The sequence below is a fragment of the Allofournierella sp. genome (assembly GCF_017889395.1).
Lineage (GTDB): Bacteria > Bacillota > Clostridia > Oscillospirales > Ruminococcaceae > Allofournierella.
Genome location: NZ_JAGHKE010000053.1, coordinates 1 through 16,602, shown reverse-complemented (window position 1 = coordinate 16,602; position 16,602 = coordinate 1). Strand labels below are relative to the sequence as shown.

General features: G+C 63.5%; 14 protein-coding genes. 7 read left to right on the top strand and 7 right to left on the bottom strand.

Annotated features, from left to right (window positions below; all coding sequences use genetic code 11):
* Positions 1-52 precede the first annotated feature (52 nt).
* Complete coding sequence (locus tag J7G73_RS08000) at positions 53-226, bottom strand: Tex-like N-terminal domain-containing protein (RefSeq protein WP_291245872.1); 174 nt, start codon at positions 224-226, stop codon at positions 53-55.
* A gap of 28 nt (positions 227-254) precedes the next feature.
* On the bottom strand, positions 255-2,633 hold the full coding sequence (locus J7G73_RS07995) for a YfhO family protein (RefSeq protein WP_291245871.1): 2,379 nt from the start codon (positions 2,631-2,633) through the stop codon (positions 255-257).
* Positions 2,634-2,767: 134 nt separating this feature from the next.
* Here J7G73_RS07995 and yfbR point away from each other — a divergent pair, with 134 nt between their 5' ends.
* Positions 2,768-3,367, top strand: coding sequence for a 5'-deoxynucleotidase (gene yfbR / locus J7G73_RS07990; protein ID WP_087291756.1), 600 nt, complete (start codon positions 2,768-2,770; stop codon positions 3,365-3,367).
* A gap of 5 nt (positions 3,368-3,372) precedes the next feature.
* Here the strand turns inward: yfbR and dusB are convergent, their stop codons facing one another.
* Positions 3,373-4,347 carry a tRNA dihydrouridine synthase DusB gene (gene dusB / locus J7G73_RS07985; RefSeq protein WP_291245870.1) on the bottom strand — a complete coding sequence of 325 codons (975 nt, stop codon included), beginning with the start codon at positions 4,345-4,347 and terminating at the stop codon, positions 3,373-3,375.
* A 171-nt stretch (positions 4,348-4,518) separates the two neighbouring features.
* Here dusB and polA point away from each other — a divergent pair, with 171 nt between their 5' ends.
* From polA to J7G73_RS07955, 6 genes are all read left to right on the top strand, one after another.
* Positions 4,519-7,038, top strand: coding sequence for a DNA polymerase I (gene polA / locus J7G73_RS07980; protein ID WP_291245869.1), 2,520 nt, complete (start codon positions 4,519-4,521; stop codon positions 7,036-7,038).
* A gap of 31 nt (positions 7,039-7,069) precedes the next feature.
* Positions 7,070-7,522, top strand: coding sequence for a ribosomal protein S18-alanine N-acetyltransferase (rimI, locus tag J7G73_RS07975; protein WP_291245868.1), 453 nt, complete (start codon positions 7,070-7,072; stop codon positions 7,520-7,522).
* Positions 7,523-7,583: 61 nt separating this feature from the next.
* Positions 7,584-8,612 (top strand): tRNA (adenosine(37)-N6)-threonylcarbamoyltransferase complex transferase subunit TsaD, encoded by a 1,029-nt coding sequence (tsaD, locus tag J7G73_RS07970; protein WP_291245867.1) that lies wholly within the window; start codon positions 7,584-7,586, stop codon positions 8,610-8,612.
* Positions 8,613-8,710: 98 nt separating this feature from the next.
* The gene (locus tag J7G73_RS07965) at positions 8,711-9,547 is read left to right on the top strand and encodes a DegV family protein (protein ID WP_087291740.1); all 837 of its coding nucleotides are present in this window, start codon (positions 8,711-8,713) and stop codon (positions 9,545-9,547) included.
* A gap of 99 nt (positions 9,548-9,646) precedes the next feature.
* Positions 9,647-10,465 (top strand): metallophosphoesterase, encoded by an 819-nt coding sequence (locus J7G73_RS07960; RefSeq protein ID WP_291245866.1) that lies wholly within the window; start codon positions 9,647-9,649, stop codon positions 10,463-10,465.
* A gap of 129 nt (positions 10,466-10,594) precedes the next feature.
* On the top strand, positions 10,595-11,011 hold the full coding sequence (locus J7G73_RS07955; protein ID WP_291245865.1) for a hypothetical protein: 417 nt from the start codon (positions 10,595-10,597) through the stop codon (positions 11,009-11,011).
* A 75-nt stretch (positions 11,012-11,086) separates the two neighbouring features.
* Here the strand turns inward: J7G73_RS07955 and J7G73_RS07950 are convergent, their stop codons facing one another.
* The 4 genes from J7G73_RS07950 to J7G73_RS07935 all read right to left on the bottom strand — a co-directional run.
* Positions 11,087-11,560 carry a phosphate-starvation-inducible PsiE family protein gene (locus J7G73_RS07950; RefSeq protein WP_291245864.1) on the bottom strand — a complete coding sequence of 158 codons (474 nt, stop codon included), beginning with the start codon at positions 11,558-11,560 and terminating at the stop codon, positions 11,087-11,089.
* A 30-nt stretch (positions 11,561-11,590) separates the two neighbouring features.
* Complete coding sequence (locus J7G73_RS07945; protein ID WP_291245863.1) at positions 11,591-12,586, bottom strand: 3'-5' exonuclease; 996 nt, start codon at positions 12,584-12,586, stop codon at positions 11,591-11,593.
* Between the two features lie 37 nt (positions 12,587-12,623).
* Positions 12,624-13,952, bottom strand: a complete 1,329-nt coding sequence (locus tag J7G73_RS07940) for a 2-hydroxyacyl-CoA dehydratase (RefSeq protein ID WP_291245862.1) — start codon at positions 13,950-13,952, stop codon at positions 12,624-12,626.
* A gap of 4 nt (positions 13,953-13,956) precedes the next feature.
* A partial coding sequence (locus J7G73_RS07935; RefSeq protein WP_291245861.1) for an acyl-CoA dehydratase activase-related protein occupies positions 13,957-16,602 on the bottom strand: 2,646 nt, incomplete at its 5' end.

Below are 16,602 nucleotides of genomic sequence, written 5' to 3'. Positions count from 1 at the left end.
CCTCGATGGTAGCCGCCACCTCGCCCTTACGCTTTTCCAGTCCGCGCAGGTACTACAGCCGGTCGTCCAGCTGGCGCAGCACCTGGTCGTCCATGGCGTTGGTGGCCTCCTTGCGGTAACGGGCAATGAAGTGAATGGTGTTGCCCTCGTCGATCAGGCGGATGGCCGCCGAAACATACTGCTCGGGAACGTTCAGCTCCCCGGCAAGAATCTTTGCAAAATCCATTGGGTTCTTTCTCCTTTGTGTTCCGGTCTTACTGCCGGGGCTGCGGCGGGTCCAGATGATATTTTTCCGCGAGAGCCGCCCGGTGCTTTTTGCGGGCACGGGCGCACAGCACCAGATAGCCCGCAAAGACCACGGCGCTCACTCCCGCCAGAGCAAGGCTCACGTTCAGACCCTCCGTGTGATATTCCAGCCGGATGGTGTTGTCGCCCGCGGAGGCAGGCACCGCCATCAGTCCGCCGGAGACCTTGAGCACCGGGGCCTCCTCGCCGTTCACAGTGGCGGTGAAGCCCGCGTCGTAGGGCACCGGGAAGAAGACCAGCGTGCTGTTTTCCAGCTGGATGTTGGCGGTAAGGCCCCAGTTGTCCAGCGCAACGCTGCTGGCGGCCATGGCCTGGCGGTCGTCCAGGTCCTCCTCGTAGCTGGCCCGGTCGAAGTCGGTCTGCTCGGCCTCGGTCAGGTGGCGCAGTCCGCCGCCCCAGGTGTTCACCTGCTCCTCGCTGAGCACCATGGCCCGGACCAGCAGATTGTCCCGGTATTCCTCCGGGATCTCCTCGTACTCCTCCTCAGTGATGTAGGCATCGTAGGCGTAGGCCATGGGCAGCCAGTCGGTGTTTTCGTACACCGCCAGCTGGCCCTGGGTGGTCCAGTAGCGCCAGTTGTCGCCGGCTTTTTCCTCAAATTCCTCCTGCTTGTCCACCGGGCAGATGGTGTATTTCACGCTCAGCAGACCCCGCAGGGCGTATTCGTCCACATCCGGTGCGCTGCGCACATCCCGCTTCACGCCCACCTGGGGGTAGAACTCCAGAATGGAGGGGGCCACAGTGGAGTTGAAGGTCTGCAGGTCGCTCCGGTTCACCCACAGGCCCAGGTTATCGTAGCATTCGTAGTCGTCGATGCGGTAGGCGCCCTCCGGCAGGATCTCCGTCAGAGCCCGGCCGTCCACATACTGCTGCTGATAAAAGTCCTTGTCGTTGTCCCACTGGGCAAACTTGCCGATGGCAATGTGCACCGCGCCGTACAGGCAGCCGAAGGCCAACACCGCGGCGGTAAGCCGCCGGGGCAGCTGGGGCGTGCGCTTGTACATGAGCCACAGCACCCAGAACAGCAGCACCCCGATGAAGGCGATGCCGAAGTTCAAAAAGAACTTTTCCGAGTAGTCCATCACGCCGATCTTCCAGCCGCCGTCGTCGGTCTCGGTGGGCACCAGGGCGAAGGCACAGTAGGCCAGCAGCACCGCCAGCGTGGGGCGCAGGCCCTTTTTCAGGTCCACCTCGTCCTCATGCTCCAGCCCGTAGATGGTGACCGCGCACATGATGAGCACCGGCATGTAGTACCAGCGGGCGTAGTAGCTGGAGTTCATGGCGTAGAACATGGAGTTCAGCCCCGGCACCAGTGCCATCACCAGGCAGACGCTGAGAATCCACTTGAAGGCGGTGCCCTTTTTGCACCGGCAGTAGGCCAGCACGCCCATCATGCTCACCAGCGGCAGATAGGCGGTCATGCTGGTCCATTTAATGACGCCGGAATCGAAGATCACCGGCATGTAGGGGCAGTCCGGCGGGAAGAAGAAGCTGTAAAGAATGGCGGCGTACTGCTGCACATTGCCATAGAGCAGCAGGCCGAAGCCATCGGAAAAGCTGGACACCCGGGGGTTGTTCTGCAGGCTGAGCATGGTGGGGATGGCCAGAATCGCTCCCATGCCCACGCCCGCCAGGCTCTCGAAGGCCAGCGCGCCGAAGGTGCGGCCACCAATTTTATACCGCCCGGCCAGCACCATGCAGATGAAGTAGATGGCCAGGAACACCACCTGACCGGCGAAGAAGAAGTAGTTGTTGAGTAAGTTCAGCGCCACCAGCACCGCAAAGGGACCCCGGCGCTTTTCGTACACCGCCGCATCCAGCGCCCAGAGCAGATAGGGAAACAGCGCCACCACATCCACAAAATGGTTGAAGAACACGTTGTACACGGTGAAGCCGGAAAAGGCATACATGCAGGCCCCCAGCACCGCCATATTGGGCTTGCGGGTGTAGCGGCGCATCCACAGGTAAGCGCCCCCGCCTGCCACAGCGAATTTCAAACAGAGCAGCGGCACCATCAGATAAGGCAGCCATGCCGCCGGGAACAGCAGGCTCAACCACCAGAAGGGACTGCCCGCCAGATAAAAGGCGTAGCTGTTCAAAAATCCGCTGCCCAGGTCGGTGGCCCAGCTGAAGGAGCCGCCGCCGGATTTCACGAATTCATTGGCGGAATAGTAAAAGGCGATCTGCTGGCTGTTGAAGTCCCCCGCGTACAAAAAGAAGCCCTTGTCCACAATATAGAACGGCAGGAACATCAGCGCGGCGGCCAGGCCGCACAGCGCGAAGGTGAGCCAGTATTTGTTCTGTGGTTTTTCCAGTGGGCGTATCATAGAACGCACCTCACATCCTTTTTCTTTCGCCGCGCCGGGGCTGCCCCCGGGCGGGAAAATATGATATAGTGGTTTCAGAAAGCGCCCGGTGGGCGCAGACAGAGTTAAGTATAACACCCAGGAGTGTGAAAGAAATGAAAATCTATTCCTTCAATGCACTGGTGAGCCGGATGAAATACATCCGCCGGTGGAGCCTGATGCACGCCTCCCGCACCGAGAGCCTGAGCGAACACGCGGCGGACACCGCCATTCTGGCCCATACCCTGTGCCTGATCGCCCAACGCATCACCGGCACGCCGGTGCGGCCGGAGACGGTGGCGGTGGCGGCGCTGTATCACGATGCGCAGGAGATCCTCACAGGCGACATGCCCACCCCGGTGAAATACAAAAACGAGCGGCTGCGCAAGGCCTACAAGGCATTGGAGGACGAAAGCGCCGCCGCCCTTCTGGGGTATCTGCCGCCCCAGCTGCGGGGCGAGATGGCCGGTTACGTGACCGGCAGCCTGCTCACCGAAGAAGAGGCCAGGCTGCTCAAGGCGGCGGACCGGCTGAGCGCCCTCATCAAATGCACCGAGGAGGTGCAGGCGGGCAACCGGGAGTTTGCCGCCGCGCTGACCCAGCAGCGGGCCGCATTAAAGGAAATGAACTGCCCGGAGGCGGACTATTTCATCGTACACATGCTGCCCTGCTACGCCCAGCCGCTGGACGAGCTAACCGGCCAGAGCGCGGACTGAACCGCTCAGCGGTTGCCCGCGTCGTATACTTTTTGAAAGAGCTCGTCCAGGTCTTCGTAGTGGCTCAGCTGACAGCAGGCCCGGCGCAGCCCCGCCGCGCCCTTGAGCCCTCGCATGTAATAAAGGGCCTGGCTGCGGGCCTGGGGCATGGCCACCCACTCGCCCTTTTCCTCGCACATCTCATACACCTGGGTGCGCAAAGCCTCCAGCCGCTGGCGGAGGGTGGGCTTTTCCGGGGCGGGCTCGCCGTTTAAGGCGGCCTTGATCTCGGCAAAGATCCAGGGGTCGCCCAGCGCGGCACGGCCCACCATCACGCCGTCACAGCCGGTGGCGTTCACCATGGCCAGCGCGTCGGCGGCGGATTCAATGTCGCCGTTGCCCAGCACCGGGATGTTCACCGCCTTTTTCACCGCTTCGATGATCTTCCAGTCCACGGTTCCGGGCTGATACATCTGCTCCCGGGTGCGGCCGTGCACCGCCACCAGCGCCGCGCCCGCGGCCTCGCAGGCCTTGGCCACCTCCACGGCGGTGATGTGGTCGGCATCCCAGCCGGCGCGCATCTTCACGGTGACCGGCTTGCCCTGGCTCTCCTTCACCACGGCGGCCACGATGTCGCCGCAGTTTTTGGGGTCCAGCATCAGCTTGCTGCCCGCTCCGCTGGAGTTGATCTTGGGAGCCGGGCAGCCCATGTTGATGTCGATGAAATCGAACTTGTACTTCTGGATCAGCGCGGTGGCCTGGCCCATGGTCTCGGGCTCTGCGCCAAACAGCTGCACCCCGTAGGGAGCCGGGTTGTTTTCATTATAGATCAGCTGTGCGCTCTTTTTGTCGCCAAAGGTCAGGGCCTTCGCGCTGACCATCTCGCTGATGGTATAGATCGCCCCGTGGTTGGCCGCCAGACGGCGGCAGGCGGCGTCGGTAAAACCGGCCATGGGGGCCAGCACCGCGCCGGGGGCAAAGGTCATATTGCCAAGCTGCATTGCAGTTTCTCCTTTGAAAAAGCCGGAGCGCCGCCCCGGCAGAAATCCAGGGTTTATTGTACCACAAAACGCAGCGTTGTGGTATACTTATTAAATATAGCTATGGCATAGCGACCGCTGCCCGCTGTTTTTCGCGGGCGGCCAACACACGTTTTTTTCGGAGGTCTGCCCATGAAATTGCTGGTTTTGGACGGCAACAGCATTGTGAACCGCGCCTTCTACGGCATCAAGCTGCTCACCACCAAGGATGGCCGTTACACCAACGCCATCTACGGCTTTATGAATATTCTGCTGAACCTGTTGAAAGAGGTCCAGCCGGACGAGGTGGCCTTCGCCTTTGATTTGAAGGCCCCTACCTTCCGCCACAAGATGTACGACGGCTACAAGGCCACCCGCAAGGGCATGCCCGAGGAGCTGGCCCAGCAGATGCCGGTGCTGAAGGAGCTGCTGGCCGACCTGGGCTTCGTGATGGTCTCGAAAGAGGGCTACGAGGCGGACGATATTCTGGGCACCCTGAGCGCGGCCGCTGCCGCCCGGGGCGACGAATGCTACCTGGCCACCGGTGACCGGGACAGCCTGCAGCTGGTGAACGACCACGTGACCGTGCTGCTGGCCGCCACCCGGATGGGCCGCAGCGAGACCGTGGTGATGGACAAGGCCGCCGTGGAGGAAAAATACGGCGTGAGCCCGAAGCAGCTCATCGAGGTAAAGAGCCTGATGGGCGACACCTCGGACAACATCCCCGGTGTGGCGGGCGTGGGCGAAAAGACCGCCCTGGCCCTGATTCAGAAATTCGGCAGCCTGGCCGGCGTGTACGAGAACATCGACGACAGCGCCATCAAGCCCGGCGTGCGCACCAAGCTGACCACTCACAAAGAAGACGCGGAGCTTTCCCGCAAGCTGGCGGAGATCGACTGCGCTATCCCGGTGGACACCGCCCCCGGCGCCTACAAGCGGGGCGAGGGCGACGCGGCCGCGGCCGCCGGGCTGCTGGCCGAGCTGGAAATTCACAGCCTGGCCCCTCGCCTCGGCCTGGAGGGCGTGACCCCCAAGGCATCCGCCCCCGCGCCGGAGATTCCGGCAGTGGAGCCGGACGTGCTGCCCATGATCCCCGAGGGCCGGTATGAGCTGGCCCAGGAGGGCGAGGGCTGGTACGCGGTGCAGGAAAACGCCGTCTACCCGCTGGACGAGGCCGCGCTGGTCCGCCTGCTGGACAGCGACGCCACCCTGCGGGTGTTTGACGCAAAGCCTTTGTATCATCTGGCACTGGCAAACGGCGGCGAGGGCAAGAGCATCGTGTTTGACGCGAAGCTGGCCGCTTACCTGTTGAACCCCGCCGCCAGCAGCTACACGGTGGAAAATCTGACCGCAGAGTACGGCATCCAGCCCGCCTTCCGGTGCGAAGCCGCCCCGCTGGCCGGTGTGCTGGCCGGGCTGTACGACGTGCTGGATACCAAGGTGACCGAGGAGGGCATGGACCGGCTGCTGGCTGAGGTGGAGCTGCCGCTGGCGCTGGTGCTGGCGGACATGGAGCGCACCGGCATGCTGGTGGACCGGGAAGGCCTGGTGGCCTTTGGCGAAAAGATGAAGCAGGAGCTGGAGGGGTGCCTGGCCCGCATTTACGAGCAGGTGGGCTACCAGTTCAACGTGAACAGCCCCAAGCAGCTGGGTAAGGCCCTGTTTGAGGACCTGAAGCTGACCCCCGGCAAAAAGACCAAGAGCGGCTACTCCACCAACGCGGAAACGCTGGAAAACCTGCGCCGGGAGCATCCGGTGATCGACGACATTCTGCAGTACCGCACCTACCAGAAGCTGAACTCCACCTATGTGGAGGGCCTTTTGAAGGTGATCGGGCCGGACGGGCGGATGCACTCCACCTTCAACCAGACCGAGGCCCGCACCGGGCGGCTTTCCTCCAGCGAGCCCAACATGCAGAACATTCCCATCCGCACCCCGCTGGGCAGCCAGCTGCGCCAGTTCTTTGTGGCAGCGCCCGGCTGCACCCTGGTGGACGCGGACTACAGCCAGATCGAGCTGCGGCTGCTGGCCCACATTTCCGGGGATGAATCCATGCGCCAGGCCTTTCTGACCGGGCAGGACATCCACCGCAGCACCGCCGCGAAAATTTACAACCTGCCGCCGGAGATGATCACCCCTGCCCTGCGCTCCTCCGCCAAGGCGGTGAACTTCGGCATCGTGTACGGCATCGGCGCGTTCAGCCTTTCCCGTGACATCAACGTGACCGTCAAGGAGGCGGACCAGTTCATCAAGAACTATCTGGCCACCTTCCCCGGCGTGAAAAACTATATGGACGAGACCATCGCCCACGGCACCGAGAAGGGCTATGTGACCACCCTGTTCGGTCGCCGCCGGGCGCTGCCCGAGCTGGCCAGCAAGAACCACAACCTGCGGGCGCTGGGCGAGCGGATGGCCATGAACACCCCCATTCAGGGCACCGCGGCGGACGTGATCAAGCTGGCCATGGTGAAGGTATGGCGGCGGCTGCGGGCTGAGGGTCTGGCTGCAAAGCTGATTTTGCAGGTGCACGACGAACTGATCGTGGAGGCCCCGGAGGCCGAGGCCGAGACCGTGGCCCGCATCCTGAAGGAGGAGATGGAGGGCGCGGTGAGCTACTCCGTGCCCCTGACCGCCGACGTGGGCCAGGGCAAGACCTGGCTGGAATCCCACTAAGGTGGGTTTTCCACAAAGGAGGCATTGTTTCGTGGAATATTTGATCCGGCCCATGGAGCGGGCCGATCTGGAAGTCTGCGCGCGGATCGAGCAGAGCGCGGGCGACCCCTGGAGCCTGGCCCAGCTTGCCGAGGAGCTGGAAAACCAGCTGGCGGGCGGCGCGTCCCGGCTGTTTGTGGCACAGGCACCCGGCCAGCCGGTGGCGGGCCTTGCCGCCTGGCAGCTGGCCGCCGGGGAGGCCAGTCTTTACACCCTGACCGTGGCCCCCGAAGCCCGGCGCACCGGCGCGGGCAGCGCCCTTCTGCGCCGGAGTCTGGAGGCGCTGCGGGCCGAGGGCGCGGAGGTGGCCTTTCTGGAGGTGCGGGCCTCCAACGCCGGGGCCATCGCCCTGTATGAGCAGGCGGGCTTTGCGGCGGACGGCCGCCGCCCCCGCTTTTACCAGAACCCCACCGAGGACGCGGTCCTCATGCACCGGGCCCTGTGAATCTGGCCGAACCGGCCCGGATTCCCCTGATTTTTGTTGAAAAGCATGGTGATATTACAAAATGTATATTTTAGGAATCGAGAGCACCTGCGATGAGACCGCCGCCGCCGTGGTGAAGGACGGCCGCGAGCTGGTGAGCAATGTGATCTCCACCAGTGTGGCGGAGCAGGCCCTCTATGGCGGCGTGGTGCCGGAGATCGCCAGCCGCCGCCACGCGGAATACATCAGCGCCACGGTGGAAAAGGCGCTGGCGGATGCGGACATGACCCCCGCCGAGCTGGACGGCATCGCCGTTTCCTTCGCGCCGGGTCTGATCGGCGCGGTGCTGGTGGGCGTGAACTTCGCCAAGGGCCTTGCCTATGCGGCAAACAAGCTTTTGGTGCCGGTGCATCATCTGCGGGGGCACATTGCCGCCCTCTACCTGACCCACCCGGATTTAAAGCCGCCTTTCCTGTGCCTAGTGGCCAGCGGCGGCCACAGCCATATCGTGCAGGTGACCGACTACACCCGCTTCACGGTGCTGGGCCGCACGGTGGACGACGCGGCGGGCGAGGCCTTCGACAAGGTGGCCCGCACCCTGGGGCTTGGCTACCCGGGCGGACCGGCCATCAGCAAGGCGGCCAAGAACGGCAACCCCAAGGCCTACAAACTGCCGGTGCCCCACGTGGAGGGCAAGTACAACGTGAGCTTCTCCGGCCTGAAGACCGCCGTGCTGAACGCGGTGAACCAGGCCGAGATGCGGGGCGAGACGGTGAACGCGGCGGACATGGCCGCCAGCTTTGAGCGGCGGATCGACGAGATTCTGGCGGGCAAGCTGCTGGATGCCGCCAGGGACACCGGCGCGTCCACCATCTGCCTGGCGGGCGGCGTGGCCGCCAACAGCCTTTTGCGCTGTCTGGTGAATGAGGGCGCCCAGAAGCTGGGGGCAAGGCTCTGCCTGCCCGCGGTGGAATTCTGCGGCGACAACGGGGCCATGATCGCCGCCCAGGGCTTTTACGAGCTGCAGAGCGGCAATGTGGCGGGCCTCGACCTGAACGGTCTGCCCACCCTGCCCATCGATTACAACTGCGCTTCGACTGTTTCGCCTTGACGAACAGATTCAAAGGCTCTATAATATATAATATATCTAGTATTAAAAACTATGTGGTTTTGCGCGGCTCCGCGCCGCCCAAAGGGAGTGTATTTACTATGTCTTGGATGATCGTTGCCGACTCCTCCTGCGAACTGCGCAGCCTGCCCGATGCCGCCCCCGATACCGGCTTTGCCACCGTGCCGCTGAAGATCCGTGTGGGCGACCGGGAATTCGTGGACAACGCCGCGCTGGATGTGGCCGTAATGATGGCCGAGATGCGCAACTACAACGGCGCGTCCACCACCGCCTGCCCCAGCCCCGAGGAATGGGCCGAAAAGTTTCTGATGGCGGACCGCATCATCGCGGTGACCATCAGCAGCAATCTTTCCGGCAGCTACAACAGCGCCATGATTGCAAAGGAAATGGTGCTGGAAAGCCATCCGGACAAAAAGATCTACGTGCTGGACAGCCTGTCCACCGGCGGCGAGATGGTACTGGCCATCCGCAAGGCCAACGAGCTGATCGGCCAGGGGCTGGAGTTTGAGGATGTGGTGAAGGAGCTGGAGGTATATTACGCCCCCCGGCAGGTTCTGTTCGCTCTGTCCTGCTTTGACAATCTGGTAAAGAACGGCCGCATGAGCCGCGTTGTGGGCTTTGTGGCCGGCAAGATGGGCATGCGCATCGTGGGCCGCGGAAGCGACGAGGGCAAGCTGGAAATGCTGCACAAGACCCGCGGCGAGACCCGCACCCTGGCCTTCATTCTGGAAGAGATGGACCGGCGGGGCTATCAGGGCACGCCGGTGGTCATCAGCCACTGCTTCAACGAGAACGCCGCGCACCTGCTGCGCCACGGCATCGAAGCCAAGTGGCCCGGCGCGGATGTGACCATTCTGCCCTGCAGCGGTCTGACCAGCTTCTATGCCCAGGACGGCGGCATCATCGTGGGCTATTGATTTTTCACTTTTTTCACGCACTCTGTTTGTTTTCAAACAGGGTGCGTTTTTGTTATAATAAGGATATCGAAACAATTTCCCCACAGGAGGTCAGACCCTATGGATCAAAACCGTGCCGATTGGGCCGCCCGTCTGTTTCTGGGCGCAGCCGCCGGAGCCGCCGTGGCCGGGGCTGCGGTGGGCTGGTATGCCGCAAAGGTGGAGCCCCGGCAGCTTGCCATAAGCCGCCCGGAGCTTTGCCGCCGCCCACCGGTGAAGACCCTCTTTTTCTCGGATGTACACTTCGGGCCCATGTATTCCCCCGAATTTCTGGAGCCGCTGGTGGATGCCATCAACGCCGAAGGCCCCGAGCTGGTGCTGTTCGGCGGCGACTTCTTCGCCAAGTTCGCCCGGGATGCCCACATGCTGGACTTCTCCTGGCTGGCGGGCCAGCTGCAGCGCATTGAAGCGCCGCTGGGCAAGTACGCGGTGTGGGGCAACCACGATGTGCGCCAGGGTGCAGCGCCTTTTTACCGGATGCTGATGGAGCATGGCGGGTTTGTGCCCCTGTGGGATAAAATCGTGCAGCCCGCGCCGGGCATCACGATCTGCGGCCTGGCCCCCTATTCCGACGGCAGGGTGCTGCGGGATATGCCCGCCGAGGGCTGGCGGGTCTGTTTGTGCCACATGCCGGACAAGGCCCGCTACCTGGACCTTTCCCAGGTGGATGTGATGCTCAGCGGCCACAGCCATGCAGGCCAGCTGCAGGTGCCGGTGCTCACCAAAATGATCCTGCCGCCGGGGGGTAAGATGTTCCCCAAAGGGCTTTACCGGCTCCAGCCGGACCGCCCCGCCCAGCTGTTCGTGAGCCGGGGCATCGGCATGAGCGGCGTGCCCTTCCGGCTGCTCACCCCGCCCGAACTGGTGGTGCTGGACTGACGCGCCCTTCCCTTTTTGTTTTTTGCTGGCCGTGCTCATCGCACGGCCGGTTCGCGTTTTTCCTGATCTGCAGTCGGTCTTCCCACGCGCTTGTGAAGGGAGGGCCGGCTTTTTGGGAGGTGAACGCCTATGAACGAATTTTCTCTGCCTCAATTCAGCCGGGAACTGCAAGAGCATCTGGATGCGCATCCCCTGGCCCAGCCCGCCGATCTGGTGAAGTACTGCCGCCAGCGGGCCTTCGGCGCTTCCCGTACCTATTCCGGGGAGCAGGAGGCCCTGCAGGCTCTGGCCGGAGAATATGCCACCCTTTCGCCCGGCGATACGGCTCCGCTGCTGGAGCCGCTGGGCTCCGGCGTGGTCCGGCTGAATCTGGCGGGCGCCGCCGCCAGCGGCCTGAGCCCGGCCCAGCTGGCACGGGCCTGTGTGCTGGATTCCTCCCCCACCCGGCGGGAGGAGGTCTGGTTCCGGGAGGAATGGATTCCCATGGAGCGGCTGTATCCGGAGCATTTTCAGATTCGCCGCCAGGCGGACCTGATCGTGGAATAAAAACGCCCGGCACACGGAGTCGATACCGTGTGCCGGGCGTTTTTGCTTTGGAAAGGGAAACGGTTGCCGGAATGCTCAGTCCTCGTCCTCCTCGCTCTTGGCATCGCTTTGGCTTCGATTCAGGCTGGAGGTGCCGAAGGTGTCCTCGCCGGGCATGTGAGCGCCGAAGGCGGGAACAAACAGGTACTTGCGGATCACGAAGATCAGCAGGATAGCCAGAATGCTCCCCAGATTTTCCATCGGGGAGGTGTGCTCCACCACCATCTGGCGGGCAATGGCGAAAAGCAGCACCTCAATGGCACTGCCGGGGCTGTGCTTGGCCAGCATCTTGACGAATTCGATGCCGATGACCACGTTGAAGGCACTGCGCAGGAAGGTGGTAAAGGCCTCGTCCACATCCGGGGCAAGGAACAGATCCTGCACATCCAGCAGCACCCTTACACCCGCCACCAGAATCGCCAGCAGCACCACCAGTGCAACCACCGTTTCGATGATGCTGGCCATTCTTGCCACCCACTGGCGGCAGAAAATCAACCGATTGCGTTTCATTGCCGGGGTCCCTCCTCAATTCTTCAATTTTCAGCGGCCCGCGTTGCGGACCCGTTCCAGCGCTTCGGCGGCTTCCTTCTCCCGCTTGCGGCGGGCCCGCTCCAGCGCGGCTTTCTTTTCCTTGGCCCATTTGGTCTGAGCTTCCTTGCCCGCCGGCTCGGTGGCCCGGGCAAAGGTGAAGTGAAGGCCGTCCAGCCGCATGCGCCGCAGCCAGATCATGGCCGGGCCGTGCTGGGCGCACTCGCCCATGCTGTACAGGCAGTTGTTGCCCTTGCGCAGCCAGATGTCGTCCCCGTCCAGCGCCAGCGGCGCGCCGCATTCCGGGCACACTGCGCCCCGCAGCTCGCTGCTGGTGGACCAGGCCTCGCCGTCCACATGGCCGGGCCAGATCACAAAGTTCCGGCGATCTTTGCCCTCCGGGCAGAGCAGCTCCTTTAACTGCTGCTCCTCATCCGGGTACTCGGCCAGACCTCGCTCCAGATCCAGAAAGCCGCACACCGCGGCGGTGTATTCCGCGTCGCTCAGCGCGTCGTGGAAGGCGTCGTTTTTGGGGATGCCCAGACGCTCCACCACCGCCTCCAGAGTCATGCCCTCGCCCTCCTGCCGGGGGCGCTGGCTGGTGAAGACCCGCTGCAGGTCGTACCACTTATGGGGCCAGGTCGCGTCCAGCCCGCAGAGCACCAGATTCTGCTTGAGCACGGGCACGTCGTCCTGCCCCCACTCGCCCAGAGCGGTATCCGGCCCGCACCACTCGGCAAAGCGGCGCAGGCCCTCCTTGATGGGCACGCCCGCGTCCAGCTGGGCCTGGGTCAGACCGGTGACCTTGGCCACATGATGATGCAGCCGGGGGAAGATGCGGGGCTTCATGGTCAGGGAGAAGCGGTCCACCGGCTGACCGTCCCGCAGCTTCACCGCGCCGATCTGGATGATCTCGCCCCGAAGGGTCTGCTCGATGCCCTGATAGCGGAAGGTTTTGGGCTGGTAGCCCATGTTCCATTCCATGTCAAAAATCACAAAGTCGCTCATCTGCGGCTTCCTTTCCTGCTCAGCGCAGCCCGGGCGCTCAGTGCACGCCGGGGATGCTTTCGATTTTGGATTCCAGACCAGCCACCGGCTCCTGCACCGGGGCGGCCTGAGCGGCGATGCGCTCCTCCAGCCGTTCCTTGCCCACGCTGATCATCAGCTTGATGCGGTTTTCCTGGTTGACCGGGGTAGCGCTGGGGTCGTAGTCGATGGGGGTGATGTTGGCATTGGGGTAGATGGCCCGGATGCGGCTGATCATGCCCTTGCCGCAGATGTGGTTGGGCAGGCAGCCGAAGGGCTGGGCGCAGACGATGTTCTCGTAGCCGGTGGTGACCAGCTCCACCATCTCGGCGGTGAGCAGCCAGCCCTCGCCCATCTTGTTGCCCCGGCTGATGATGCCGTTGGCCATCTCCCGCAGCTCCAGAAAACGTGCCGGGGCGTGGAAGCCCGCCTCACGCATGGCCTTGCCCATGGCCCGCTCGAAGCCGTCCAGATATTTCAGCAGCGCCTCGCTGCCCCATACCTCGGCCAGGCTGCCGCCGTAAAAGCGCACGGTGTCGCCCATGTTGCTGATGCAGTAGTCCACAAAGCCCAGCAGGCCCGGCAGGTTCACCTCGCAGTCCTGGCTGGCCAGGAACTCCTCCAGGTTGTTGTTGCCCAAGGGGGAATATTTCACGTAGATCTCGCCCACGATGCCCACCTTCACCTTGGGGGTGCGCACCACCGGAATGGCGGCGAAGTCTTTGGCGATCTTGGGGAAGGTGGCCTTCATCTCGCCGCCGGAAAAGCCCTTGTTCTGGTGGAACCAGCCGCAGATGGTGTCCACCCATTTTTCCGCCAGGGCCTTGGCCTGACCCTTGGTGACCTCGTAGGGGGAGGTCTGGTTGCGCAGGGCCATGATCAGATCGCCGTAGAAGATGGCGGCGATGGCCTTGCGGCCGATGGACAGGTTCATCTGGAAGCCGGAATCTTTTTCCAGACCCGAGAAGTTCAGGCTGGCCACGGGAATGTGGCCGTAGCCCGCCCGCTGCAGCGCCTTGCGCAGCAGGTGGATGTAGTTGGAGGCACGGCAGCCGCCGCCGGTCTGGGTAATCAGCAGAGCGGTGTGGTCCAGGTCATATTTGCCGCTCTGCAGCGCGTCCAGAAACTGGCCGATGACCAGCAGAGCCGGGTAGCAGGTGTCGTTGTGCACGTACTTCAGGCCCAGCTGCGCCACCTGGCTGCCGCAGTTGCCCAGCACCTCCACATGGTAGCCGTCGTATTCCAGCGCCGCCGCCAGCATGGAAAAGTGCAGGGGCAGCATGTTGGGAATCAGGATGGTGTGGGTCTTTTTCATCTCCTGAGTAAAACGGGGATAATTGGGTTCCATTGGGTCATTCCCCCTTTCGTTCTTTTTCGTCCAGCGCGGCCAGCAGGCTGCGGATGCGGATGTTCACCGCGCCCAGGTTGGTGATCTCGTCGATCTTCAGCTGGGTGTACAGCTTGCCGCCCTCGTGCAGGATCTCGCGGGTCTCGTCGGTGGTGATGGCGTCCACGCCGCAGCCGAAGCTCACCAGCTGCACCAGATCCATATCCTTCTGGGTGGTGCAGTATTTGGCGGCGGCGTACAGGCGGGAGTGGTAGGTCCACTGGTTCAGCACGGTGGTGGGGAATTTCTCCTCATGCCAGGCCACGCTGTCCTCGGTGACCACCGCTGCGCCGTGACGGCACAGCAGCGCGTCGATGCCGTGGTTGACCTCCGGGTCCACATGGTAGGGACGGCCCGCCAGCACCATGATGCGCTTGCCCTCGGCCCGGGCGGCGGCGATGATCTCGGCCCCCTTGTCCCGCAGGCGCTGCATGTGGGCGTTGTATTCCGCGTAGCCCATGTCGGCCGCGCGCTCCACCTCGGCCCGCTTGATTCCGGTGAAGTACCGGTTCAGGATCTCGAACATCTTCTTTTTGAAGTCCTTCGGGCGGTGCAGACCCACATACTCGTTGATGAAGGTGACGTTTGCCAGCTCGGGGCAGTTCACCGCCAGCACCTCCGGGTAATAGGCCACCACCGGGCAGTTGTAGTGGTTGTCGCCCAGATGTTCGTCGATGTTGTAGCTCATGCAGGGATAGAAGATGGTCTTCACGCCCATGTCTGCCAGTGCGCGGATGTGGCCGTGGGCCAGCTTGGCCGGGAAGCAGACGGTGTCGCTGGGAATGCTGGCCTGGCCCTTGATGTACATGGCGCGGGTGGATACCGGGCTGGTGACCACCGCAAAGCCCAGACTGGTGAAGAAGGCATGCCAGAAGGGCAGCAGCTCATACATGTTCAGGCACAGCGGGATGCCGATGGTGCCCCGCACCGACGGGCCGGGCTTGTAGGAAGCCAGCATCTTCTGCTTGTAGGCATACAGGTTCAGGTCGTTCTCGGCGGTCTTGCCGGTGACCGGCTTTTCGCAGCGGTTGCCGCTGATGAGCTTGCGGCCGCCCGCGAAGGTGCTCACGGTGAGCTGGCAGTGGTTGGTGCAGCCGTTGCACTGCACGTTCTGGGTCTTCTGGGTGAATTCCAGCAGCTCCTGACGGCTGAGCAGGCTGCTCTTGTGGCCCTTTTCCACCAGAGAACGGCCGTGCAGCGCCGCGCCGAAAGCGCCCATCAGGCCGGCGATGTCCGGCCGGACCACCTCCACGCCCATCTCCTTTTCAAAGGCGCGCAGAACAGCCTCGTTGTAGAAGGTGCCGCCCTGTACCACGATGCGTCGGCCCAGCTCCTCGGGGCTGGCGGCGCGGATGACCTTGTAGATGGCGTTCTTGACCACGCTGATGGACAGGCCCGCCGAGATGTTCTGGATGGACGCGCCGTCCTTCTGGGCCTGCTTCACGCTGGAGTTCATGAACACGGTGCAGCGGCTGCCCAGGTCCACGGGCTTATCCGCGAACAGGCCCAGGGCCGCGAACTCCTTCACGTCGTAGCCCAGCGCCTGGGCGAAGGTCTGCAGAAAGCTGCCGCAGCCGCTGGAGCAGGCCTCGTTCAGGAAGATGTCGCTGATGGCGCCGTCCTCGATCTTGAAGCACTTCATGTCCTGGCCGCCGATGTCGATGATGAAGTCCACATCCGGCAGGAAGTGACGGGCGGCGATGAAGTGCGCCACCGTTTCCACCACGCCGAAGTCGCCCCGAAAGGCGTGCTTGACCAGCTCCTCGCCGTAGCCGGTGCTGGTGACGCTGGCCACCTCCAGATTGGGGTGGTTCTGGTACAGCTTGAGCAGCACCTCACGGATGAGGGGCAGCGGGTTGCCCAAGTTGGGCTGGTAGTCGGTGAACAGCAGATTCGCGTTGTCGTCGATGACGGCCACCTTCACGGTGGTGGAGCCGGAGTCCACGCCGATGTGCACCGGGCCCACATCCGCGCCGAAGGGCACGCGGGGCACGCTGGCGCGCATGTGGCGGGCGTGGAAGTCCTCGTATTCCTGCTTATTGGCGAACAGGGGCGGCTGGCTGGTGTATTCTCCCACCTGCTGGATGCTGCCGATGGCCTTTGCCACCTGGGCCAGGTCCATCTCCTTGTCCGCGTAGAAGGCCGCGCCCATGGCCACAAAGTGCAGGCTGTGGTCCGGGCACAGGCCGGTAAGCTCCAGCGTCTGGTCAAAGCTTCGGCGCAGCTCGCTGTTGAAGGTGAGCGGACCGCCCAGATACAGCACGTTGCCCTGAATGGGCCGGCCCTGCGCCAGACCCGCGATGGTCTGGTTCACCACCGCCTGATAGATGCTGGCGGCGATGTCGCCCGCGGCGGCGCCCTGGTTGATCAGGGGCTGGATGTCGCTTTTTGCGAACACGCCGCACCGGCTGGCGATGGTGTAGGTCTTCTCGGCCCGGCTGGCAGCGGTGTTCAGCTCCTCCGGGCTCATCTTCAAAAGGGTGGCCATCTGGTCGATGAAGGCGCCGGTGCCGCCTGCGCAGCTGCCGTTCATGCGCACCTCGGTGCCGCCGGAGAGGAACAGAATCTTGGCGTCCTCGCCGCCCAGCTCGATGACCACGTCCGCCTGGGG